Below are 21,548 nucleotides of genomic sequence, written 5' to 3' on the forward strand. Positions count from 1 at the left end.
CCGTTCGCTACGGCGCGGTCACCGAGGTCAGCGCACGGCACAGCCGGTCCAGCCACTCCTCGGCGGACCCTTGCACCGCTGGGTGCTCCGCGCGAAAGGACTCCCACTCCACGGACCACGACCGCACCAGGTCCCCGGTGGGCGGCGCCATCCCCGGCGGAAACACCGTGCGCAGCAGCCGCGCGGGCAGCCGCATGCCCCGTGACTCGGCGAGCAGGACGGCGTCGTACAGGTCCTTGCCCTGCGCCCCTCCCTCGGTCGCGGCGTCCGTGTGCAGCCACAGCAGCTTCCAGGCCAGGGACAGCTCTCGGCTCGCGGTCCGCACCACGGCGGGCGCGCCGCCGTCTGCGCGGGGCACCGCCGTGCACACGGGCGCCTGCGGAAGCCGTTCGTCGCGGGCGAAGTCCATGCGGGCCTCGCCGGGCGGCAGGCCGTCGGCGCGCCAGGGCACCGTCACGCGGACACCCGGGGTGTCGTACTCGGAGTAGGTCCAGGTGCCGTCGTCGCGGGCCGCGTCCGGGTCGAGGACGACGCCCGGAGCGGCGATCGGCCGTTGCCGTACGAGGTCGAGCAACTCCCTGTGCGGCGGCACGGTTTCGGATTCGGGCTCGGGTCGGTGGATCCAGTACAGGCCCTCCGGGGGCTGCACGGCTCGCAGTCCCCGGGTGTCGTGCTCCTCCTGCTTCCACATCTCGTACGCGCCGGCACCGTCGGCGGCCTCCGGCCACTGCTGGACCACCGCCAGGTCGTCCACGTAGGGATACGGGTCCAAGGGGTCGATCGGCACGATCAGCGGGGGCGGGACGATCCAGTCGAGGTCCCCCGGCTCCCGCGCCCCGGCCCCCACCCAAGCCGGCATCACCATGCTGCCCCGCAGCACCAACCGGTCGGCCAGCGAGGACTCCGCGACCAGTCGGAGCAGGTGGTCGAGTGCCGCGCGGCGGGCCCGGCGCCACCGCAGGCGGGCGGAGGTGCCGGCGGCCATGTCGGTCGGCCGGTCCGTCACGGTGCTCAGCCCCTGCCCGTGCTCTCGTCGATCCAGCCTCGGTCCAGGTCCGGGCCGTCGTCGTGGACGACGAACTCCCCCGCGCACTCCTTCACTTCGGCTCCGCCCGGCCGTCCAGCGCCGAGAGCGTGTCACGGGCCCGGGTACGCAGCCGTTCGTCGGCGTGGATGATCTGGTCCTCCAGTCCGGAGTTCACCACCCGTCGATCACCGTCGGCCAGGGCGCCCAGCCGGTTCAGGTGGTCGTCCGTGAGGTGACGCCTGCCCAGCGACAGGAGCGCCTCGAATGCCGTGTCCGGGTCGGCGTTGTGCTCCGCCGCGACCAGCACCGGATCGGCCAGCGTCCGGCGCAGTTCCTCCTCGACGCCGATCGCGAGCAGGGCCAGTGCGCCGGCGGGTGCGTGCAGGGGCGTGGTGAGTATGCGCTCCAGTGCCGGGCGCAGGGGGCGCGCGGCGGGACCGAGCCGTGCCGCCAGCCGTGCGGCCCGGACTCCCGTCCAGGTGAACCAGGGCCCGTCGGACTCCGCGAGCACCGTGCCGAGGATCCCTACGGCCTCTGAGGCATCGCCGGTGATCCGCCACAGTGCCTCGGCGAGCCGCACGTCGGCGTCCAACTGCGGGGTGCCCCGCCGCTCTCCGGGGTCGCTGAGCGCGGCGCGCAGGTCGGGCACCAACTCCGGGGCGGCCGCCCCCAGTTCGGCGGCGTGCCCGGCGGCGTTGCGGACATCGTAGGAATGGCCGGCGAGCCGGGAGCGTATGGCCGTACGGAGCGCGGACGTGTCGCCGGTCATTTCGTACAGGGCGTGCGCCGCGGCGAGGCGGCCCTCCTCGGGCCCCTTGTCCGCAGCCTCGCGCAGCCGGTCCTCGACGCGCACCCGCACCGGGCCCTCGGCGGGGCACACGGCCACCAGCGCCTTCGGCCCGGCGAGCGGAACGCGGGGCAGCGCGTCCAGCAGTTCGGGCACCGCGGCGGAGGCCTGCGCGCCCCAGGAGGCCAGCAGCAGGGCGAGGTGGATCGGCTCGTTGCCGCGCACCTCCGGGTCGGCGAGGCGGCGGCGGACCGCGTCGAGGAGCAGGGGCTCGAAGGGCATCGTCGCCTCGTCCGCCGTACCGATGCCGCGGGACCCGGACGCCACGGCGAGCGCGCGAGGGCGCCGGGGCAGGTCGGCGGCGAGCAGCCGCGCGGCGCGTGCGGGAGCGGCGGTCACGAGGGCCGCCAGTGCGCTGTCCGCCAGGTCGTCGGCCTCGGGACCGGTGGCGAGGCGGGCCAGGGCTTCGGCGAGAGCGTCCGCCCCCGAACCCGTCGCCAGGTCCGCGACCTTGTGCAGCAGCCTCAGAACGTCCGGCGCGGACGACGGGTCGTCGAGAAGGGACACCAGGCGGGGGAGCAGCCGCGCCGGGGCGGCCCGCGAGATCATGCAGGCGCGGTCGGCGGCCCACACCGCCTCCGCGCGCACCTCGGGCCCCGGAATCGCCAAAGCGGCCTCCAGCAGCACGAACGCGCCCTCCCGGTCCTCCTCCGTGCCCCGGCGCAGCAGGGCGTCGACCACCGCCCGCAGCGGCTCACGCCGATCCTCGTCCAACCGCTCCGAGACCAGGTCGTCGGCGGGGAGCACCGAGAGGGTCGCGTCGAGGAGGGCCGCGTCCCAGGGCAGACCCGCATCCAGACAGGCCAGCACGCCGGCGATGCGCAGCTCCGGCGGACCCGCCGGATCCAGTGCCGCCACGGCCGTATCCGCACTCGCCTCGGGGCCCAGCCGCGTCATGGCGGTCAGCAACTCCGCCCGGACGACCGGCTCCCGCTCCACGGCCCACCGTCGCTCCAGCGCCGGCCACGCCCGGTCCCGCGCGGCGGTGTGCCCGGACATCCACGCCGCCGCCTGCCGCACCTGCGCGTCCTCGGCGTCCATCAGCGGGAGCAGGAGGGGAAGCTGGGCGGCGACGGCGCCGCGGCACGCGCCGCGGGCCACCTCGTGCTCGTCGTCGCTCTCGGCTATGGAGCCGAGCAGGGCCAGCACATCGGCGCTCCGGCACCCGGCCGCCGCCAGCCGCGCCAGGAACGGCACCGCCTCCACCGTGGCCGCATACACCGTCCCCTGGTGCCAGATGTTGCCGTAGAGCTCATGCAGAGCCGCCCCGGCCGCCTCGGCGTCGTCGTCGGTCAGCGCACGCAGCACGGCAGGCACGTCCTCCGCACTGCCGTACGCGTGCTGCAGGGCGGCCCAGGGCCGGTCGTCGAGCCCGGTGAGGGCATCCGCGAGATCCATGGCCGGATCTTGACAGAGGGCACTGACAACGCGGTTCGCGGGCCGGGGCGAAAAACCCCGGGTGGTTCCCACGCACGCTCTGTACGTTGTACAGGCGGCGCACATGCGCAGCTCAGACCCTATCCAAAGGCCAACCCACCGTGTTCCTGACGATCACTACCACCGGCACCCCGGACCGCCCCGCCACCGATCTCGGCTTCCTGCTGCACAAGCACCCCGGGAAGGCGCAGGCGTTCTCCACCTCCTACGGCACGGCGCACGTCCTCTACCCCGAGGCGGACGCCGAGCGCTGCACGGCGGCGCTGCTGCTGGAGGTCGACGCGGTGGCACTGGTCCGGCGTGGCAAGGGCAAGGGCCGGGGCGGCGCGCCCGACGCGGCGCTCGCGCAGTACGTCAACGACCGCCCGTACGCGGCCTCGTCGCTGCTCGCGGTAGCCCTCAGCGGCGTCTTCTCCAGTGCGATGCGGGGCGTGTGCAACGCCCGCCCGGAGCGCGCCGCCCAGCCGCTGCCCCTGCGCATCGAGGTGCCCGCGCTGCCCGCCCGGGGCGGTCCGGAGCTTGTACGACGGCTGTTCGAGCCGCTCGGCTGGGCGGTGACCGCCGAACCCGTGCCGCTGGACGTGCAGTTCCCCGAGTGGGGCGACTCGCGCTACGTCCGTCTCGTCCTGGAGTCGGAGGCGCTGACCCTCGCCGAGGCCCTGCGCCACCTCTACGTCCTCCTCCCCGTCCTCGACGACGCCAAGCACTACTGGGTCTCCTCCGACGAGGTCGACAAGCTGCTGCGTGCCGGTGAGGGCTGGCTGCCGGACCACCCGGAGCAGAAGCTGATCACCAGCCGGTATCTGTCGCGCCGCTGGTCGCTGACCCGCGAGGCCATGGAGCGGCTGGAGCTGGTGCGGCTCGCGGAGGCCGACGACAGCGAGGTCGAGGACATCGACAACGCCGTCGAGGCCGAGAGCGAGGCCGAGGAGAAGCCGACGCCGCTCGCCGTGCAGCGCCGGGACGCGATCACCGCCGCGCTCAAGGCGTCCGGTGCCGCCCGCGTGCTCGATCTCGGGTGCGGGCAGGGCCAGTTGGTGCAGGCGCTGCTCAAGGACCCGGCGTTCACCGAGATCGTCGGTGTGGACGTGTCGATGCGGGCGCTGACGATTGCCGGTCGACGGCTCAAGCTGGACCGGATGGGGGAGCGGCAGGCCTCGCGCGTGAAGCTCTTCCAGGGCTCCCTCGCCTACACCGACAGCCGGCTCAAGGGCTACGACGCCGCCGTGCTCAGCGAGGTCATCGAGCACCTCGACCTGCCCCGGCTGCCCGCCCTGGAGTACGCGGTGTTCGGCTCCGCCCGCCCGAGGACCGTCCTCGTGACGACCCCGAACGTCGAGTACAACGTCCGCTGGGAGAGCCTCCCGGCCGGCCACGTCCGGCACGGCGACCACCGGTTCGAGTGGACGCGCGAGGAGTTCCGCACGTGGGCACACGCCGTGGCCGAACGGCATGGGTACGCCGTGGAGTTCGTGCCCGTCGGGCCCGACGACCCCGAGGTGGGGCCACCCACACAGATGGCCGTGTTCGAGATGAACACAGCCACGACGAACGTCAACGACGAGAAGAAGGAGGCGAAGGCCGCATGACTCAGGCAGCGAACGGGCGTGTCCTGCCCGTCACCGACCTCTCCCTCGTCGTGCTCATCGGCGCCTCCGGCTCCGGCAAGTCCACCTTCGCGCGAAGGCACTTCAAGCCCACCGAGGTCATCTCCTCCGACTTCTGCCGCGGCCTGGTCTCCGACGACGAGAACGACCAGAGCGCGACGAAGGACGCCTTCGACGTCCTGCACTACATCGCGGGCAAGCGCCTGGCCGCCGGCCGCCGTACCGTCGTCGACGCCACCAGCGTGCAGCAGGACGCCCGGCGGCAGCTGATCGACCTGGCCAAGCGGTACGACGTGCTGCCGATAGCCATCGTGCTCGACGTGCCGGAGGACGTCTGCGCCGAGCGCAACGCGGCCCGCACCGACCGCGCCGACATGCCGCGCCGCGTCATCCAACGGCACACGCGTGAACTGCGACGGTCCCTGCGCCACCTGGAACGCGAGGGCTTCCGCAAGGTGCACGTCCTGCGGGGCGTGGCGGACATCGAGAACGCCACCGTCGTCACCGAGAAGCGCTTCAACGACCTGACCCACCTCACCGGTCCCTTCGACATCATCGGCGACATCCACGGCTGCTCCACTGAACTGGAGACACTGCTGGGCAAGCTGGGTTACGTCGACGGCGTCCACCCCGAGGGCCGTACCGCCGTCTTCGTCGGCGACCTCGTCGACCGCGGCCCGGACAGCCCGGGCGTGCTGCGCCGTGTGATGGCGATGGTCAAGTCGGGCAACGCGCTGTGCGTGCCCGGCAACCACGAGAACAAGTACGGGCGCTACCTCAAGGGCCGCAAGGTCCAGCACACGCACGGACTCGCCGAGACCATCGAGCAGATGGAGACCGAGAGCGAGGAGTTCCGGGCGGAGGTACGGGAGTTCATCGACGGGCTGGTCAGCCACTACGTCCTCGACGGCGGCCGACTGGTCGTCTGCCACGCCGGTCTGCCGGAGAAGTACCACGGCCGTACGTCGGGGCGGGTCCGCTCGCACGCGCTGTACGGCGACACCACCGGGGAGACCGACGAGTTCGGGCTGCCGGTGCGCTACCCGTGGGCCGAGGACTACCGAGGCCGGGCGGCCGTGGTGTACGGCCACACTCCCGTGCCGGAGGCCACATGGCTGAACAACACCATCTGCCTGGACACCGGCGCCGTCTTCGGCGGCAAGCTCACCGCGCTGCGCTGGCCGGAACGGGAGCTGGTCGACGTACCGGCCGAGCAGGTCTGGTACGAGCCGGCCAAGCCGCTGCGGACCGAGGCACCCGGCGGGCACGACGGGCGGCCGCTCGACCTGGCGGACGTGCACGGGCGCAGGGTAGTGGAGACCCGGCACCAGGGCCGCGTCTCGATCCGTGAGGAGAACGCGGCGGCGGCCCTTGAGGTCATGAGCCGCTTCGCGATCGACCCGCGCCTGCTGCCGTACCTCCCGCCGACCATGGCGCCCACGGCGACCTCGCACATCGACGGCTATCTGGAGCACCCGGCGGAGGCCTTCGCGCAGTACAAGGAGGACGGCGTCGAGCGGGTCGTGTGCGAGGAGAAGCACATGGGGTCGCGGGCGGTGGCGCTGGTGTGCCGGGACGCGGAGGCCGCACGCAAGCGCTTCGGCGTGGACGGTCCCACCGGGTCGCTGTACACCCGCACCGGCCGCCCGTTCTTCGACGACGAGTCGGTGACGGAGACGATCCTGGAGCGGGTCCGTACGGCGGTCGGTGAGGCCGGCCTCTGGGACGACCTCCAGACCGACTGGCTGCTGCTCGACGCCGAGCTCATGCCGTGGTCGCTGAAGGCGTCGGGACTGCTGCGCTCGCAGTACGCGGCGGTCGGCGCCGCTTCCGGAGCGGCGTTCCCGGGCGCGCTGGCCGCGCTGGAGGGCGCGGCATCACGCGGCATCGACGTGACCGACCTGTTGGCGCGCCAGCGCGAACGGGCCTCGGACGCGGCCGCGTTCACGGAGGCGTACCGCCGCTACTGCTGGACGACGGACGGCCTGGACGGCGTACGCCTGGCCCCCTTCCAGATCCTGGCGGTCCAGGGCCGCAGCCTCGCCGCCCTGCCGCACGACGAGCAGCTCGCGCTCCTCGACCGGCTGGTGGAGCACGACAGCACCGGTCTGCTCCAGACCACCCGGCGCCTGTACGTCGACACCGGCGACCCGGAGTCGGTGCAGGCCGGCGTCGACTGGTGGCTGGAGATGACGGGCCGCGGCGGTGAGGGCATGGTCGTCAAGCCGCTCGGGGCGGTGGTGCGAAGTGGGGAAGGCCGTCTGGTCCAGCCGGGCATCAAGTGCCGGGGCCGGGAGTACCTGCGGATCATGACCGTCGCCTGGACGGCCACGTCCTGGAAGTCGGACGTACGGGCATGGAAGGTCATCGCCAACTCCCGGTCGTCGACCGGCACTTCGGAGAGCGCGGCGGTCAGCGCCCGGAACCAGAAGCTGAGCCCGGGGCCGTCGTGCAGCAGCTTTCCGCCGCGGTGGTGGCGGATGTGTGCCGTGGGCGCGCCCCGCAGATGGCGCCAACCCAGGCGCCGGGTGATGTCGGCCATGTGATCCCCTCCGCGAGAACGCGTCGCGCGTGCCGTACGCGAATCCCCTCCACGTTTCTCGTCACTCAGACGATAATCGCTCGGCCCGCTTGTCGTCAAGGGGACGAAAACAAGAAAGGGGCAAGTGGGGGGTGAATACGGCCCTCGATGGTCAGGATGGAGGCATGGGATTCCATGTCGACTCCGAGGCCGGGCGGCTGCGCCGCGTCATCCTGCACCGGCCGGATCTCGAGCTCAAAAGGCTCACCCCCAGCAACAAGGACGCGCTGCTCTTCGACGACGTGCTGTGGGTGCGCCGGGCGCGCGCCGAGCACGACGGGTTCGCCGATGTGCTGCGCGACCGTGGTGTCGCCGTCCACCTCTTCGGCGACCTGCTCACCGAGGCCCTGGAGATCCCGGCGGCCAGGAAGCTCGTCCTGGACCGGGTCTTCGACGAGAAGGAGTACGGGGTGCTCGCCACCGACCACCTCCGTGCCGCCTTCGAAGGCCTGCCCGCGCGCGAGCTGGCCGAGGCGCTCGTCGGCGGCATGACCAAGCGGGAGTTCCTGGAGGCGCATCCCGAGCCGACCTCCGTGCGCTTCCATGTCATGGAGCTCGACGACTTCCTCCTCGCGCCCCTGCCCAACCACCTCTTCACCCGTGACACCTCCGCCTGGATCTACGACGGCGTCTCGGTCAACGCGATGCGCTGGCCGGCCAGGCAGCGTGAGACCGTGCACTTCGAGGCGATCTACCGGCACCATCCGCTGTTCCGCGAGGAAACGTTCCACTTCTGGTCCGAGGGGCAGGCGGACTATCCCTCCACCATCGAGGGCGGCGATGTCCTGGTGATCGGCAACGGGGCGGTTCTGATCGGCATGAGCGAGCGGACGACCCCCCAGGCCGTCGAGATGCTCGCCCACAAGCTGTTCGCCGCGGGGTCCGCGGAGACGATCGTGGCCCTCGACATGCCCAAACGGCGTGCCCTGATGCACCTGGACACCGTGATGACGATGGTCGACGGCGATGTCTTCACCCAGTACGCCGGGCTCGGCATGCTCCGCTCATACACCATCGAACCGGGCGCCGGCGACAAGGAGCTGAAGGTCACCGACCATCCGCCGGAGCACATGCACCGCGCGATCGCCGCCGCCCTCGGCCTCAGCGAGATCCGCGTCCTGACCGCGACCCAGGATGTCCACTCGGCCGAGCGTGAGCAGTGGGACGACGGCTGCAATGTGCTGGCCGTCGAGCCGGGTGTCGTCGTCGCCTACGAGCGGAACTCCACCACCAACACGCATCTGCGCAAGCAGGGCATCGAGGTGATCGAGATTCCGGGCAGCGAGCTGGGGCGGGGGAGGGGCGGTCCGCGGTGCATGAGCTGTCCGGTCGAACGGGTGGCCGTATAGAAATGCCGAAGGTCGTATAGACTTCCAGCGTCCTGTTCTCGTACCTCTGGAGCGCCCCCATGGCGACTGTCCCGACCGCCCTCGCCGGCCGCCACTTCCTCAAGGAGCTCGACTTCACCGAGCAGGAGTTCCGCGGGCTGGTCGAGCTGGCCGCGGAGCTGAAGGCCGCCAAGAAGGCCGGGACCGAGACGCAGTACCTGCGGGGGAAGAACATCGCGCTGATCTTCGAGAAGACCTCGACGCGTACGCGCTGCGCGTTCGAGGTCGCGGCCGCCGACCAGGGCGCCTCGACGACGTACCTGGACCCCTCGGGCTCGCAGATCGGACACAAGGAGTCCGTGAAGGACACCGCGCGCGTGCTCGGGCGGATGTACGACGGGATCGAGTACCGCGGGGACAGCCAGCAGAAGGTGGAGGAGCTGGCGGAGTACGCGGGCGTGCCCGTCTACAACGGCCTGACCGACGACTGGCACCCCACCCAGATGCTGGCCGACGTGCTGACGATGACCGAGCACAGCGCCAAGCCGCTCAAGGAGATCGCCTTCGCCTACCTGGGCGACGCCCGCTTCAACATGGGCAACTCCTACCTGGTCACCGGCGCCCTGCTCGGCATGGATGTACGGATCGTCGCCCCGAAGACCTACTGGCCCGCCCAGGAGATCGTCGACCGGGCCCGCGAACTCGCCGAGACCAGCGGGGCGCGCATCACCCTCACGGAGGCCGTCGAGGAGGGCGTCGCGGGCGCCGACTTCGTCGCCACCGACGTGTGGGTCTCCATGGGGGAGCCGAAGGAGGTCTGGGACGAGCGGATCGCCGCGCTCGGCTCTTATGCCGTGACCATGGACGTGCTGCGCGCCACCGGGAACCCGGACGTCAAGTTCCTGCACTGCCTGCCGGCCTTTCATGATCTCGGCACGAAGGTCGGGCGTGAGATCTATGAGAGCCACGGTCTGGAGTCGCTCGAGGTGACCGACGAGGTGTTTGAGTCGGTGCACTCGGTGGTCTTCGACGAGGCGGAGAATCGGATGCACACGATCAAGGCCGTGCTGGTGGCGACGCTGGGCTAGGGGCTGCGCCGTAGGGTGCGGGCCGCCTGCCGACTGCCGGTCCGATGTGGCTGGTCGCTCCCACGCGGCGGAAGCCGCAGATTCAACACAGCCGCGCGCCCCTCAGGGGCGCGTCACGACGGGCGGCGTTGAGCCGGTACGGTCGGCAGTTTGAACCACACCGCCTTGCCCGACCCGGTCGGACGGTGGCCGCAGGACGAGCTCAGGGTGCGGATCAGGAGCAGGCCGCGCCCGTGCTCTTGCCAAGGGTCGGGCTCACCCTCGGCCGGCCGGGTGAGATTGCCCGGCGGCGCCGGGTCCGGGTCGTGGACCTCGACCTGGCAGCCGGACGGCAGTAGCTCCACCACCAGCTCTATCGGGCCGTCCCCCGCGGTGTGCTCCACGGCGTTCGCGACCAGTTCCGCCGTCAGCAGCTCCGCGGTGTCGCTGTCGGCGGCGTGCTCCAGCTCGGCCAGCGCCGTACGGACCAGAGCGCGTGCGACGGGCACGGCCGCGGCGGTGTGCGGCAGCGCGATGCGCCAGGAGGCGGAGGCGGCGGAGCGATCGTGCAAGGCGGGTCCGTTCATGCGCAGGCTGTCCTGCTTTCAACCTATGAATGGTACGGCGCCACCCTGCAGAGACGTCCGGCGGGCGCCGTTCGGGACCTTCGGCCCCGACTGCTGGGCGGCTTACCCGGGTGAACGGTCGGCCTCGCACGGCTGATCCCGCCGTTACGGGGGTGTCGACGAGCCGTGACGGATGTGACGGGGCCGGGTCACCCGGATGGCTTATTGCGTAGCCGTGACGACAGTCAAAGTTGGGTGATAACTTCGAGGGGTAGAGCTCGAAGGGTAGAGCTCAGTGAGCCAGTGCCCGCCGTCCGCCCGAGGAGGCCGCACGTCATGAGTCCCTTCACCGGCTCCGCCGCCCGCACTTCCGACTGGAAGCATCTGCGGGTCGAGCACGCCGACGGGGTCGCCACCGTCACCCTCGCCCGCCCCGAGAAACTCAACGCGCTCACCTTCGGCGCCTACGCCGACCTGCGCGATCTGCTCGCCGAGCTGTCCCGGGAGAAGGCGGTACGGGCCCTGGTGCTGGCCGGTGAGGGGCGCGGCTTCTGCTCCGGCGGCGACGTCGACGAGATCATCGGCGCGACCATGTCCATGGACACCGCCCAGCTCCTCGACTTCAACCGGATGACCGGGCAGGTCGTGCGGGCCGTACGGGAGTGCCCGTTCCCGGTGATCGCGGCCGTGCACGGGGTGGCGGCGGGGGCGGGGGCGGTACTGGCCCTCGCGGCCGACTTCCGGATCGCCGACCCCACCGCCCGCTTCGCCTTCCTCTTCACGCGGGTCGGCCTGTCGGGCGGCGACATGGGCGCGGCGTATCTCCTGCCGAGGGTGGTGGGTCTCGGTCACGCGACCCGGCTGCTGATGCTGGGCGAACAGGTCCGCGCCCCGGAGGCCGAGCGTGTTGGCCTGATCAGTGAACTGACGGAAGAGGGCCAGGCGGATGCGGCAGCCCAAGCCCTCGCCCGCCGCCTGGCCGACGGCCCGGCCCTGGCGTACGCCCAGACGAAGGCATTGCTGACGGCCGAGCTGGACATGCCGCTGGCGGCTGCGGTGGAGATGGACGCGGCCACGCAGGCCCTCTTGATGAACGGCGAGGACTACGCAGAGTTCCACGCGGCCTTCACAGAGAAGCGTCCACCGAAGTGGCAGGGGAGGTAGGGATGTTTCCGGCTGACGGGGCTGTGCCAACCAAAGGGGCGCGGGGAACTGCGCGACCAGCCACAACGCAGCCGCAGCCGCCCAACGACACCGACCACCCCCTACGAGTCGCAATCATCGGCGGCGGCCCCGGCGGCCTCTACGCCGCCGCCCTGCTCAAACGCCTCGACCCCTCCCGCGAAGTCACCGTCTGGGAACGCAACGCCCCCGACGACACCTTCGGCTTCGGAGTAGTCCTCTCCGACGAAACCCTCGGCGGCATCGAACACGCCGACCCAGTCGTCTACGAGGCCCTGCAACAGCACTTCACCCGCTGGGACGACATCGACATCGTCCACCGAAGCACCCGCCAAACCTCCTCAGGACACGGCTTTGCCGCACTAGGCAGGAAACGGCTCCTGGAAATCCTCCACGACCGGTGCCGCGACCTCGGCGTAGAACTCCGCTTCCGATCCGAAGCCCCCTACCCCGCCTGGCTGGCGGAAACATACGACCTCGTCATCGCCGCGGACGGTGTGAACAGCACTACCCGTGAGGCCTACGCCCATGTGTTCCGCCCCCATGTGGCCACCCACCACTGCCGCTACATCTGGCTCGCCGCCGACTTCGCCTTCGACGCCTTCCGTTTCGAGATCGCCGAGACCGAGCACGGCGTGATGCAACTGCACGGCTACCCCTATGCGGCCGACGCCTCCACCGTCATCATCGAAATGCGCGAGGAGGTGTGGCACGCGGCCGGGTTCGACGAAGTCACCCCGCAGGAGTCGGTCGAGCGCTGTGCCAAGATCTTCGCGGAAGCGCTCCGCGGACGGCCCCTCAAGTCCAACAAGTCGGCCTGGACCACCTTCCGCACCGTCGTCAACGAACGCTGGTCGCACGACAACATCGTCCTGCTCGGCGACGCCGCCCACACCGCCCACTTCTCCATCGGCTCCGGCACCAAGCTCGCCGTCGAGGACGCCCTCACGCTCGCCGCCTGCCTGGAGGAACAGCCGGACCTCGCAAGCGCCTTGCGGGCGTACGAGGAGGAGCGCAAGCCGGTCGTCGCCTCCACGCAGCGCGCCGCCCGCGCGAGCCTGGAGTGGTTCGAGAACCTCGGTCTCTACCTCGACCAGCCGCCCCGCCAGTTCGCCTTCAACCTGCTCACCCGCAGCCGTCGCGTCACCCACGACAACCTGCGCCTGCGCGACGCCCACTTCACCGAGACCGTGGAGCGCGCCTTCGGCTGCCCGCCCGGAACGCCGCCGATGTTCACCCCGTTCCGGCTGCGCGGTCTGACGTTGCGCAACCGCGTCGTCGTGTCCCCGATGGACATGTACTCGGCCACGGACGGCGTCCCCGGCGACTTCCACCTCGTCCACCTCGGCGCCCGCGCGCTCGGCGGCGCCGGCCTCGTGATGACCGAGATGGTCTGCGTCAGCCCGGAGGGGCGGATCACCCCCGGTTGTGCCGGCCTCTACACCGGCAGGCAGGCCGAGGCCTGGAAGCGGATCGTCCAGTTCGTGCACACCCAGGCACCCGGCACCGCGATCGGCGTGCAGCTCGGCCACAGCGGGCGCAAGGGCTCGACCAAGCTGATGTGGGAGGGCATCGACGAGCCCCTGGACGAGGGCAACTGGCCGCTCGTGGCCCCGTCCCCGATCCCCTACAAGCCGTACAGCCAGACTCCGCGCGAGCTGACCCGCGCCCAACTCACCGACATCCGCGAGCAGTACACGGCAGCCGCCTGGCGCGCCGCCCGCGCCGGCTTCGACCTCCTCGAACTGCACTGCGCGCACGGCTACCTGCTCTCCAGCTTCCTCTCGCCGCTCACCAACCTCCGCACGGACGCCTACGGCGGCTCCCTCGGCAAACGGCTCCGCTTCCCGCTGGAGGTCTTCGACGCCGTACGCGGCGTATGGCCCGAGGAACGGCCCATGACCGTCCGTATCTCCGCCACCGACTGGGCCGAGGGTGGCACGACGGCCGAGGACGCCGTCGAGATCGCCCGCGCCTTCGCCGCGCACGGCGCCGACGCGATCGACGTGTCGACCGGGCAGGTGGTGGCCGACGAGCAGCCGGTGTTCGGGCGGTCGTACCAGACGCCGTACGCGGACCGGATCCGTCACACCACCGGCCTGCCGGTGATCGCCGTCGGCGCGATCTCCTCCTGGGACGACGTCAACTCCCTGATCCTGGCGGGCCGTACGGACCTGTGTGCCCTCGCCCGTCCCCACCTCTACGATCCCCACTGGACGCTGCACGCGGCGGCCGAGCAGGGCTACGAGGGGCCGGGCGTCGTCTGGCCGGCCCCGTACCGGGCGGGCAGCCGCCGCCCGCAGACCGGCCGCACGGACGCACCCAAGCCCCGCTTGACGCTCGGCGGGTGAGGCGTGGCCGTCGTCGCCGCGGTCACCACGCTCACAGCAGTCCCCGCTCCACCTGCACCGCGTTGGGGGTCCTGGGTGTGCCTGGCTCACAGGCCCACGAACACGGCCCCCGCGTCCCGCAGGCGTGCGTGCAGTCCCCGGAAGACGGCCGCCGAGCGTGCCCCCGGCCAGTCCTCGGGCAGCAGCCGGGGGGGCAGGCCGGGGTCGGTGTACGGGAGGTGGCGCCAGGAGTCCAGGGCGAGGAGGTAGTCGCGGTACGCCTCCTCGGGCGGGGTGTCCTCCCGTCGCTCCCAGTCGTGCAGCACGCGCGCGTGCCGGTCGAGGAACGCCTCGTGCTCCTTGGCGATCGCGGCCAGGTCCCACCAGCGGGTGACGGCCTCGGCGGTCGGTGCGAAGCCGAGGTGCTCGCCGCGGAAGAAGTCGACGTACTCGTCCAGCCGCAGCCGTTGCAGCGTGTGCCGGGCCTCCTCGTAGAACCGCGCCGGCGCGATCCACACGCCGGGGGCCGCCGTGCCGAAGCCGAGTCCGGCCAGCCGGGAGCGCAGCACATGCCGCTTCTGCCGTTCCGGCTCCGGCACCGAGAACACCGCGAGCACCCAGCCCTCGTCCTCGGGCGGCGCGGTGGTGTAGATGCGCCGGTCGCCGTCGTCGAGCAACTGCCGGGCGTCCGGCGACAGTTCGTATCCGGCCGCGCCCTGTGCCGTACGGGCCGGAAGCAGCAGCCCGCGCCGCTTCAGCCTGGACACCGACGACCGTACGGAGGGGGCGTCCACGCCGACCGCGGCCAGCAGTCTGATCAGCTCGGCGACCGGCACCGGGCCGGGCATGTGGCGGCCGTAGGCGCCGTAGAGCGTGACGATGAGAGACCGTGGTGCATGCTGGTCGGACACGTTGATCATCTTAGGTCGTACGGATCACTGCTGGTCACCCAGCGGGTGCCCGCCGGCGCGCAGTCGGAACCGCTGGAGCTTGCCGGTCGCGGTGCGCGGCAGCGCGTCCAGGAAGACGATCTCGCGCGGGCACTTGTACGGCGCCAGCTCCGCCTTGACGAAGGCGCGCAGCGCCTCCGCGTCCCGTCGCGCACCCTCCCTGAGCACCGCGTATGCCACCACGACCTGTCCGCGCGCCTCGTCGGGCCGCCCCACCACGGCCGTCTCCAGCACGTCCGGATGGCGCAGCAGCGCCTCCTCGACCTCCGGGCCCGCGATGTTGTAACCGGCCGAGATGATCATGTCGTCCGCGCGAGCGACATAGCGGAAGTAGCCGTCACTCTCCCGGACGTAGGTGTCGCCGGTGATGTTCCAGCCGTCGCGCACGTACTCGCGCTGCCGGGGATCGGCGAGATAGCGGCAGCCGACCGGCCCGCGCACGGCCAGCAGCCCCGGTTCCCCGTCGGGCTTCTCCCGGCCGTCGTCGTCGACCACGCGCGCGTGCCACCCCGGTACCGGCACCCCGGTCGTCCCGGGCCGGATGTGCTCGTCGGCCGCGGAGATGAAGATGTGCAGCAGCTCGGTGGCGCCGATGCCGTTGATGATGCGCAGCCCGGTCCGCTCGTGCCAGGCCTGCCAGGTGGCGGCGGGCAGGTTCTCACCCGCGGAGACGCAGCGGCGCAGGGAGCTGATGTCGTGCGAGTCGAGTTCGTCGAGCATCGTGCGGTAGGCCGTCGGCGCGGTGAACAGCACGGACACCCGGTGTGCGGCGATCGCGGGCAGCAACTGCTTGGGTCCGGCCTGTTCGAGGAGCAGGGCGCTGGCGCCGGCCCGCATCGGGAAGATGACGAGCCCGCCGAGTCCGAAGGTGAAGCCGAGCGGGGGACTGCCGGCGAAGACATCGCCCACATGTGGTCGCAGCACATGTTCCGAGAAGGTGTCTGCTATCGCGAGCACATCCCGGTGGAAGTGCATACAGCCCTTGGGCCGTCCGGTGGTGCCGGAGGTGAAGGCGATGAGGGCGACGTCGTCAGCGGACGTGTCGGCGGCGGTGTACGGCGTGTCGGGCGCCGGGCGGCGCAGCAGGTCGTCGGGGGCGTCGCCGCCGTACGTGGTGATGCGCAGCCCGGGTATCTCGGCCTTGGCGAGGTCGTCGACGGTCCGGATGTCGCACAGCGCGTGCCGCACCTGGGCGATCTCGCACATGGTCCGCAGCTCGTGCGGGCGCTGCTGGGCCAGCACGGTGACGGCGACCGCGCCCGCCTTCAGCACCGCCAGCCAGGAGGCGGCCAGCCACGGCGTGGTCGGGCCGCGCAGCAGCACCCGGTTGCCCGGGACGACGCCGAGGTGGTCGGTGAGCACATGTGCGAGCCGGTCGACGCGGGCGCGCAGTGTGCCGTACGTCCATGTGGCGCCGGACGGGGTGTGGAACGCGGGCCGCTCGTCGTCAGGGCCGTCGAGCAGCTCGGCAGCGGCGTTGAGCCGTTCGGGGTAGCGCAGCCCCGGCAGGTCGAAGCGGAGCTCGGGCCACTGGTCGGGCGGCGGCAGATGCTCGCGGGCGAAGGTGTCGACGTGGGCGGAGCGGTGCAGACCGGCCATGGCGGTTCGCCCCCTTGCCGTGTGGGCTGCCTTGTGGGCGTCGTGCTTCTGGGCGTGGTGGTGGGCTCGCACAGGGAGCGTATCGTGTTGGTGACGACAGTCAATGGTGCGCGATATCGTCGGACAGGGCTCGTTGAAGGGGTCCGTCACAGGGCTCGTCGAAGGGGCCGTCGTTGACGGCTCCGCTGGGAGGTCGGCAATGCCCGCATTCTCACTTGATCCGCCGCAAACCGCCTGGTGTGCAGAGCTGCGCACCCTGGCCGCCGAACGCCTGCGCCCGCTCGCGGAGAAGGGCGAACCCGGGCACGTCAACCGCGCGCTGCTGGCCGAACTCGGTCAACTGGGCCTGCTGGAGCGGCTGTTCACCTCGGGAGCGGTCGACCTGTGTCTGATGCGGGAGTCCCTCGCGTACGCCTGCACGGAGGCGGAGACCGCGCTGGCCCTCCAGGGCCTGGGCGCGCATCCCGTCCATGCGTACGGCACCCCGGCCCAGCGCGAGCGCTGGCTGCCCAGGGTGGCCGAGGGCAGTGCGGTGGCTGCCTTCGCGCTGAGCGAGCCGGGGGCCGGGTCGGACGCGGCGGCGCTGGAGTTGCGGGCGGAACGGGAGGCCTCGCGGCCGGGAGGGCCGGCGGAGGCGCCGGCCGCCTCACTCGCCGCCGAGAGCGACGGCCCCGCCCGCTGGCGGCTCACCGGGGAGAAGTGCTGGATCTCCAACGCTCCCGAGGCCGACTTCTACACCGTCTTCGCCCGCACCACCCCCGGCGCCGGCGCCCGCGGCGTCACCGCCTTCCTGGTCCCGGCCGACCGCCCCGGCCTCACCGGAGCGGGCCTCGACATGCTGTCCCCGCACCCCATCGGCACCCTCGCCTTCGACGCCGTCCCCGTCACCGCCGACGACCTGCTCGGCGAGCCCGACCGCGGCTTCCGGGTCGCGATGGGCACGCTGAACCTCTTCCGGCCCAGCGTCGGCGCCTTCGCCGTCGGCATGGCACAGGCGGCCCTGGACGCCACCCTCGCCCACACGGGCGAACGGGACGCTTTCGGCGGCAAGTTGAAGGACCTCCAGACGGTCGCGCACCAGGTCGCCGAGATGGCCCTGCGGATGGAGGCGGCCCGTCTCATGGTGTACGCGGCGGCGACGGCGTACGACGAAGGCGCCCCGGACGTCCCGAAGCGCGCCGCGATGGCGAAACTGCTCGCCACCGAGACCGCGCAGTACGTGGTCGACACGGCGGTCCAGTTGCACGGTGCCCGTGCCCTGCGCCGCGGCCACCTGCTCGAACACCTCTACCGCGAGGTCCGCGCCCCGCGCGTCTACGAGGGCGCCAGCGAGGTCCAACGCGGCATCATCGCCAAGGAGTTGTACGCGACCATGGAGGCCGGTCAGTGAGCACCGAGCGCGTCAACCCGCCCGACCTGTCCCCGCCCACCGGCTTCTCCCACGCGGTCGTCGCCACCGGCTCGAGGATCGTCTTCCTGGCCGGGCAGACCGCCCTGGACGCGGACGGCAAGGTCACCGGTGACACCCTGCCCGAGCAGTTCGAGCGGGCCCTGGCCAACCTGCTGGCCGCACTCGCCGCCGCCGGGGGCACCCCCGCCCACCTCGCCCGGCTCACCGTCTACGCCACCGACGTCGCCGCGTACCGCGCCCAGGCGGCCGAACTCGGCCGTCTGTGGCGGCAGTTGGCGGGGCGTGACTACCCGGCGATGGCGGTCGTCGAAGTCGTACGCCTCTGGGACGAACAGGCGATGGTGGAGCTCGACGGGTTCGCCGTACTGCCGTAGAGCCCGCTCATGCGCAGGGCCGGCTCATGCGCAGGGCCGGCTCATGCGCAGGGATTGCTCATACGCAGGTCACGCTCACGCCGCCATCGCGAGCCGCGCCACCGGCACCCGGTGCGGTGCGACGACGCGGCCGTCGGGCAGCAGCTCACCGCTGTCGTCGAAGACGATGGCGCCGTTGCAGAGCAGGCTCCAGCCCTGCTCGGGGTGTGCGGACACCACATGGGGGGCGTGGCTGTCGGAGGAAGGGCACGAAGGCTGGTGGGAACACATGGCGCACCTCCACATCGGGCGGACGAGCCGTGTGGTTCGTCCATATGGGTAGACCATGCTCCGGCGGCGAACTCATCGGAACAGCAAGCTGTGAACCGTGACAACACGCGGACAACACGCTGACCGATCCACGAAGGTCGGAGCGGACTCGCCACCGAGTGGGTGACGGTCACGTCCGTCGGCACACCCGCCGGGTACGAGTGGAAGGCCCCACTCCGCTCACTCGGGAGGTCATCCCATGCCCCTACGCCCCGCTCTCGCCACCGCGGCCTTCGCCGCCCTGCTCCTGCTGGTCGCCGCGCCCTCGGCCCCCGCCGACTCCTCGGCGCCCGCCGACCCCAAGGAGACCGTGACCATCGACTCCGTGGGCCGTATGGCCGCGGACGGCACCGTCACCCTGTCCGGCACCTACCGCTGCGTCGACAGCGTGGGACCGGTGTTCGTGAGCTCCTCCATCGGCCAGCGGTCCGAGAACTACCGGTACTCCATCGGCGGCACCCCTGCCGTGTGCGACGGCAAGCTGCACCGCTGGGAGAACACGAGCAGGCCCTCCCCGACCACCCTCAAGCACGGCAAGGCGGACGTGGAGGCCACCATCGTGGAGCTCCACCCCGTCGGCATCCTGCCCCTGCCCCGCTTCCACGCGCTGCTGAAGGAGGACATCACCCTGTCCAAGGCGTGACGGCAACCCGCCACCGCGCGACGCGGAAACCGTGCTCCCTTCCGATCGGGAGGGAGCACGGCCGATTGTCCGGCTCACCACGGCGCGGGGCGCCCCTTGAGCTGCTGCTCCTCGTCCGGCGGCTCGGCGAGTTCGGCGATGTCGCGCAGCGCGGCCGCCCGGCAGGCACGCTTGGTGAAGGCGTACTGCTCCATGCAGTCCTCCGGGGTCTGCCCGGCGACGGCGACGGCCTGGTCCAGCAGGTCCTCGGCCGCCGCCAGCTCGTGCACCATGCCCAGCGCGTGTGCCTGGTCCGGGGTGAAGATCTCCCTGCGCAGGCAGGCGCGGGAGGCGACCGGCTCACCCCAGGAGTGGGCGAGCATACGGGCGTACACGGCGGGCATGGGAACGCCGATGGGCACCTCGGTCGGGCGCGGGTAGGTGAACAGCCGCATGTTCGTGGCCCGGTACTCCTGGAACCAGGACGCGACGGCCGCCGGATCGCCCGCTAAGAGCGGGAAGGCCTCGCCGAGGTCGAGGCCGGCGGAGAAACGGGCACCGGTGCCGGTCAGCACGCCGGGGGAGTCGGCATGCAGGTCGGCGAAGAAGGCGCGGTTCTGTGCGTTGACCGGGTTGGCGCGGACGGTAGTACGGGCGCAGACGGTCGTACAGGTACGGGATCGCCGTCGGTCCGGGCTTCCAGCGCCCGCAGTACGGCCACCATGTCCTCGCCGCCGTGACCCTGCTCCACGGTCTCCTGGAAGAGACTGTGGCAGACGTCGAGGAGCGGGGAGGCCAGACCGGCCGTGCGGGCGGCCTCGGCGATCAGCCGGTTGTTCTTCAGTACGTCGGTGGCGGCCGCCTGGACGCCGAAGTCGCGGGCCAGCAGTTTGGGTCCCTTCATGCGGGAGACGGCGCTCGCCATCGGGCCCGCGTCCAGGACATCGCTGAGCAGCCGCTGGTCGAGTCCGTGCCGGTCGGCGAAGTGGAAGGCCTCGGCCAGTCCGGTGACCAGGGTGATCAGGAACAGGTTCACCGAGAACTTCATCAGCAGCGCGCCCGGCACCGGACCGCAGCCGAACGTCTCCCGGCACATGGGCGCGAGCAGGGGCCGTACGGCCGCCACGGCGTCGTCGTCACCCGCCAGCATCCCCACCAGTTGGCCCTGCTCGGCCGGGACGCGCGAGCCGGAGACCGGGGCCTCGACGTAACTCCCGCCCGCCGCCCGGATGTCCTCCTGCAGGCTGCCCGAGTACTCGGCCGAGGTCGTGCCCATGTGGACGACGGTGTGACCGGCGACGCGCGCGGCGAAGTCCGGGGTGCCGCGCCGCAGCACCGCATCGATGGCGGCCTCGTCGGCCAGCATGAGGATCACGGTGCCGGCCCGTTCGAAGACCTCGGCGGCGCTCGCCGCGACCTCGGCTCCGGCGGCACGCAGAGGCGCGCACCGGCCGGGGGTGCGGTTCCACACGACGAGCGGCGTCCCGGCGCGGGCGAGGTTGAGCGCCATGGGCTGCCCCATGACTCCGAGGCCTACGAACCCGCATGCATGAGGCACCGCTGAACCCTCGGACATGAGGCACCACCACCGCTTCCGAGCCGCTGTCCCGACTATGACAGCGGTCATAGTAGTCCTCGCTATGACAGCGGTCATAGGGTGGATTCCGGAAGACCCCCACAACGGGAAGACCCACGACAAGGGAGAGATCGGGGATGGCGGTGTCCGAACGCGGGCCGCGCGAGCGCATGGTCTTCAGCGCGGCCCAGCTCATCCGGCGCGACGGAGTCGCCTCCACCGGGATGCGCGAGGTCGCCGCCCACGCCGGCGCGCCGCGCGGTTCGCTCCAGCACTACTTCCCCGGCGGCAAGGAGCAGCTGGTCAACGAGGCGGTGGGCTGGGCGGGGCGGTACGCGGGCAACCGTGTCGCCCGCTTCCTCGCCGCGTTGCCCGAGCCGACGCCCAGTGGGCTGTTCGCCCAGATGGTGCGCCAGTGGACCGACGAGTACGAGGCCGCCGGGTTCGCGGGCGGCTGCCCGGTGGCCGCCGCCACCGTGGACTGGGCGGAGTCCACCGCCTCCACGCGGGAGGCCGCGGCGGCCGCGTTCGCCACCTGGGCCGGCCCGGTGGCGGACGCCCTGACCGGCATGGGCGTGCCCGAGGAACGGGCCGGCGCCCTGGCCACGCTCATGATCAGCACCTTGGAAGGAGCCATACTGATCGCCCGCGCCGAGCGTGACGTCCGTGCCCTGACGACCGTGGGCCGGGAGCTGGGGCCGCTCCTCGACGCGGCGGTGAACAAGGACGGCTGAC

Annotated in this window: 18 protein-coding genes; 10 read left to right on the forward strand and 8 right to left on the reverse strand. The window is 71.7% G+C overall.

Going from position 1 to position 21,548, the window contains the following annotated elements; all coding sequences use genetic code 11:
- Positions 1 to 7: 7 nt before the first annotated feature.
- Both ACQEV2_RS32145 and ACQEV2_RS32150 read right to left on the reverse strand, forming a co-directional pair.
- Positions 8 to 1,006 (reverse strand): nucleotidyl transferase AbiEii/AbiGii toxin family protein, encoded by a 999-nt coding sequence (locus tag ACQEV2_RS32145; RefSeq protein ID WP_433049280.1) that lies wholly within the window; start codon positions 1,004 to 1,006, stop codon positions 8 to 10.
- A 91-nt stretch (positions 1,007 to 1,097) separates the two neighbouring features.
- Positions 1,098 to 3,272, reverse strand: a complete 2,175-nt coding sequence (locus tag ACQEV2_RS32150; protein ID WP_433049283.1) for a hypothetical protein — start codon at positions 3,270 to 3,272, stop codon at positions 1,098 to 1,100.
- A 140-nt stretch (positions 3,273 to 3,412) separates the two neighbouring features.
- On the opposite strand from ACQEV2_RS32150, the gene ACQEV2_RS32155 reads away from it, so the two are divergent.
- The 4 genes from ACQEV2_RS32155 (at position 3,413) to argF (ending at position 9,915) form a co-directional block, all read left to right on the forward strand.
- The gene (locus tag ACQEV2_RS32155; protein ID WP_433049286.1) at positions 3,413 to 4,900 is read left to right on the forward strand and encodes a 3' terminal RNA ribose 2'-O-methyltransferase Hen1; all 1,488 of its coding nucleotides are present in this window, start codon (positions 3,413 to 3,415) and stop codon (positions 4,898 to 4,900) included.
- On the forward strand, positions 4,897 to 7,464 hold the full coding sequence (locus ACQEV2_RS32160) for a polynucleotide kinase-phosphatase (protein WP_433049289.1): 2,568 nt from the start codon (positions 4,897 to 4,899) through the stop codon (positions 7,462 to 7,464). The genes ACQEV2_RS32155 and ACQEV2_RS32160 overlap by 4 nt, the downstream gene beginning before the upstream one ends.
- A gap of 160 nt (positions 7,465 to 7,624) precedes the next feature.
- Positions 7,625 to 8,848 (forward strand): arginine deiminase, encoded by a 1,224-nt coding sequence (locus tag ACQEV2_RS32165; RefSeq protein ID WP_433049292.1) that lies wholly within the window; start codon positions 7,625 to 7,627, stop codon positions 8,846 to 8,848.
- A 59-nt stretch (positions 8,849 to 8,907) separates the two neighbouring features.
- Positions 8,908 to 9,915 (forward strand): ornithine carbamoyltransferase, encoded by a 1,008-nt coding sequence (argF, locus tag ACQEV2_RS32170; RefSeq protein WP_433049295.1) that lies wholly within the window; start codon positions 8,908 to 8,910, stop codon positions 9,913 to 9,915.
- A 113-nt stretch (positions 9,916 to 10,028) separates the two neighbouring features.
- Here argF and ACQEV2_RS32175 read toward each other — a convergent pair whose 3' ends face one another.
- Positions 10,029 to 10,481 carry an ATP-binding protein gene (locus tag ACQEV2_RS32175; protein ID WP_433049298.1) on the reverse strand — a complete coding sequence of 151 codons (453 nt, stop codon included), beginning with the start codon at positions 10,479 to 10,481 and terminating at the stop codon, positions 10,029 to 10,031.
- A gap of 315 nt (positions 10,482 to 10,796) precedes the next feature.
- Here ACQEV2_RS32175 and ACQEV2_RS32180 point away from each other — a divergent pair, with 315 nt between their 5' ends.
- Both ACQEV2_RS32180 and ACQEV2_RS32185 read left to right on the forward strand, forming a co-directional pair.
- Positions 10,797 to 11,624 carry an enoyl-CoA hydratase family protein gene (locus ACQEV2_RS32180; protein WP_433049301.1) on the forward strand — a complete coding sequence of 276 codons (828 nt, stop codon included), beginning with the start codon at positions 10,797 to 10,799 and terminating at the stop codon, positions 11,622 to 11,624.
- A 2-nt stretch (positions 11,625 to 11,626) separates the two neighbouring features.
- Positions 11,627 to 13,993, forward strand: a complete 2,367-nt coding sequence (locus ACQEV2_RS32185; RefSeq protein WP_433049304.1) for a bifunctional salicylyl-CoA 5-hydroxylase/oxidoreductase — start codon at positions 11,627 to 11,629, stop codon at positions 13,991 to 13,993.
- 86 nt (positions 13,994 to 14,079) lie between these two features.
- Here ACQEV2_RS32185 and ACQEV2_RS32190 read toward each other — a convergent pair whose 3' ends face one another.
- Complete coding sequence (locus tag ACQEV2_RS32190; RefSeq protein ID WP_433049307.1) at positions 14,080 to 14,892, reverse strand: PaaX family transcriptional regulator; 813 nt, start codon at positions 14,890 to 14,892, stop codon at positions 14,080 to 14,082.
- A gap of 15 nt (positions 14,893 to 14,907) precedes the next feature.
- The gene (locus ACQEV2_RS32195) at positions 14,908 to 16,521 is read right to left on the reverse strand and encodes an AMP-binding protein (protein ID WP_433049310.1); all 1,614 of its coding nucleotides are present in this window, start codon (positions 16,519 to 16,521) and stop codon (positions 14,908 to 14,910) included.
- Positions 16,522 to 16,720: 199 nt separating this feature from the next.
- Between ACQEV2_RS32195 and ACQEV2_RS32200 the strand changes: the two genes are divergently transcribed.
- Entirely contained in the window at positions 16,721 to 17,911 is a 1,191-nt protein-coding gene (locus tag ACQEV2_RS32200) for an acyl-CoA dehydrogenase family protein (RefSeq protein ID WP_433049313.1), read from the forward strand.
- Positions 17,908 to 18,306 (forward strand): RidA family protein, encoded by a 399-nt coding sequence (locus tag ACQEV2_RS32205; protein ID WP_433049316.1) that lies wholly within the window; start codon positions 17,908 to 17,910, stop codon positions 18,304 to 18,306. The genes ACQEV2_RS32200 and ACQEV2_RS32205 overlap by 4 nt, the downstream gene beginning before the upstream one ends.
- 75 nt (positions 18,307 to 18,381) lie before the next feature.
- On the opposite strand, the gene ACQEV2_RS32210 is transcribed toward ACQEV2_RS32205, so the two are convergent.
- A complete protein-coding gene (locus ACQEV2_RS32210; protein WP_433049319.1) occupies positions 18,382 to 18,576 on the reverse strand; it encodes a DUF5999 family protein in 195 nt (64 codons plus the stop codon).
- Between the two features lie 238 nt (positions 18,577 to 18,814).
- On the opposite strand from ACQEV2_RS32210, the gene ACQEV2_RS32215 reads away from it, so the two are divergent.
- A complete protein-coding gene (locus ACQEV2_RS32215; RefSeq protein ID WP_433049322.1) occupies positions 18,815 to 19,258 on the forward strand; it encodes a DUF6299 family protein in 444 nt (147 codons plus the stop codon).
- 74 nt (positions 19,259 to 19,332) lie between these two features.
- On the opposite strand, the gene ACQEV2_RS32220 is transcribed toward ACQEV2_RS32215, so the two are convergent.
- Both ACQEV2_RS32220 and ACQEV2_RS32225 read right to left on the reverse strand, forming a co-directional pair.
- Positions 19,333 to 19,812 (reverse strand): enoyl-CoA hydratase/isomerase family protein, encoded by a 480-nt coding sequence (locus ACQEV2_RS32220; RefSeq protein WP_433049325.1) that lies wholly within the window; start codon positions 19,810 to 19,812, stop codon positions 19,333 to 19,335.
- Positions 19,806 to 20,759: an NAD(P)-dependent oxidoreductase gene (locus ACQEV2_RS32225; protein WP_433049328.1), complete on the reverse strand. Its 954-nt coding sequence runs from the start codon at positions 20,757 to 20,759 to the stop codon at positions 19,806 to 19,808. The genes ACQEV2_RS32220 and ACQEV2_RS32225 overlap by 7 nt, the downstream gene beginning before the upstream one ends.
- A 191-nt stretch (positions 20,760 to 20,950) precedes the next feature.
- Between ACQEV2_RS32225 and ACQEV2_RS32230 the strand changes: the two genes are divergently transcribed.
- A complete protein-coding gene (locus tag ACQEV2_RS32230) occupies positions 20,951 to 21,547 on the forward strand; it encodes a TetR/AcrR family transcriptional regulator (RefSeq protein WP_433049331.1) in 597 nt (198 codons plus the stop codon).
- Position 21,548 lies beyond the last annotated feature (1 nt).

Source organism: Streptomyces sp. CA-251387, from assembly GCF_050936625.1.
GTDB lineage: Bacteria > Actinomycetota > Actinomycetes > Streptomycetales > Streptomycetaceae > Streptomyces.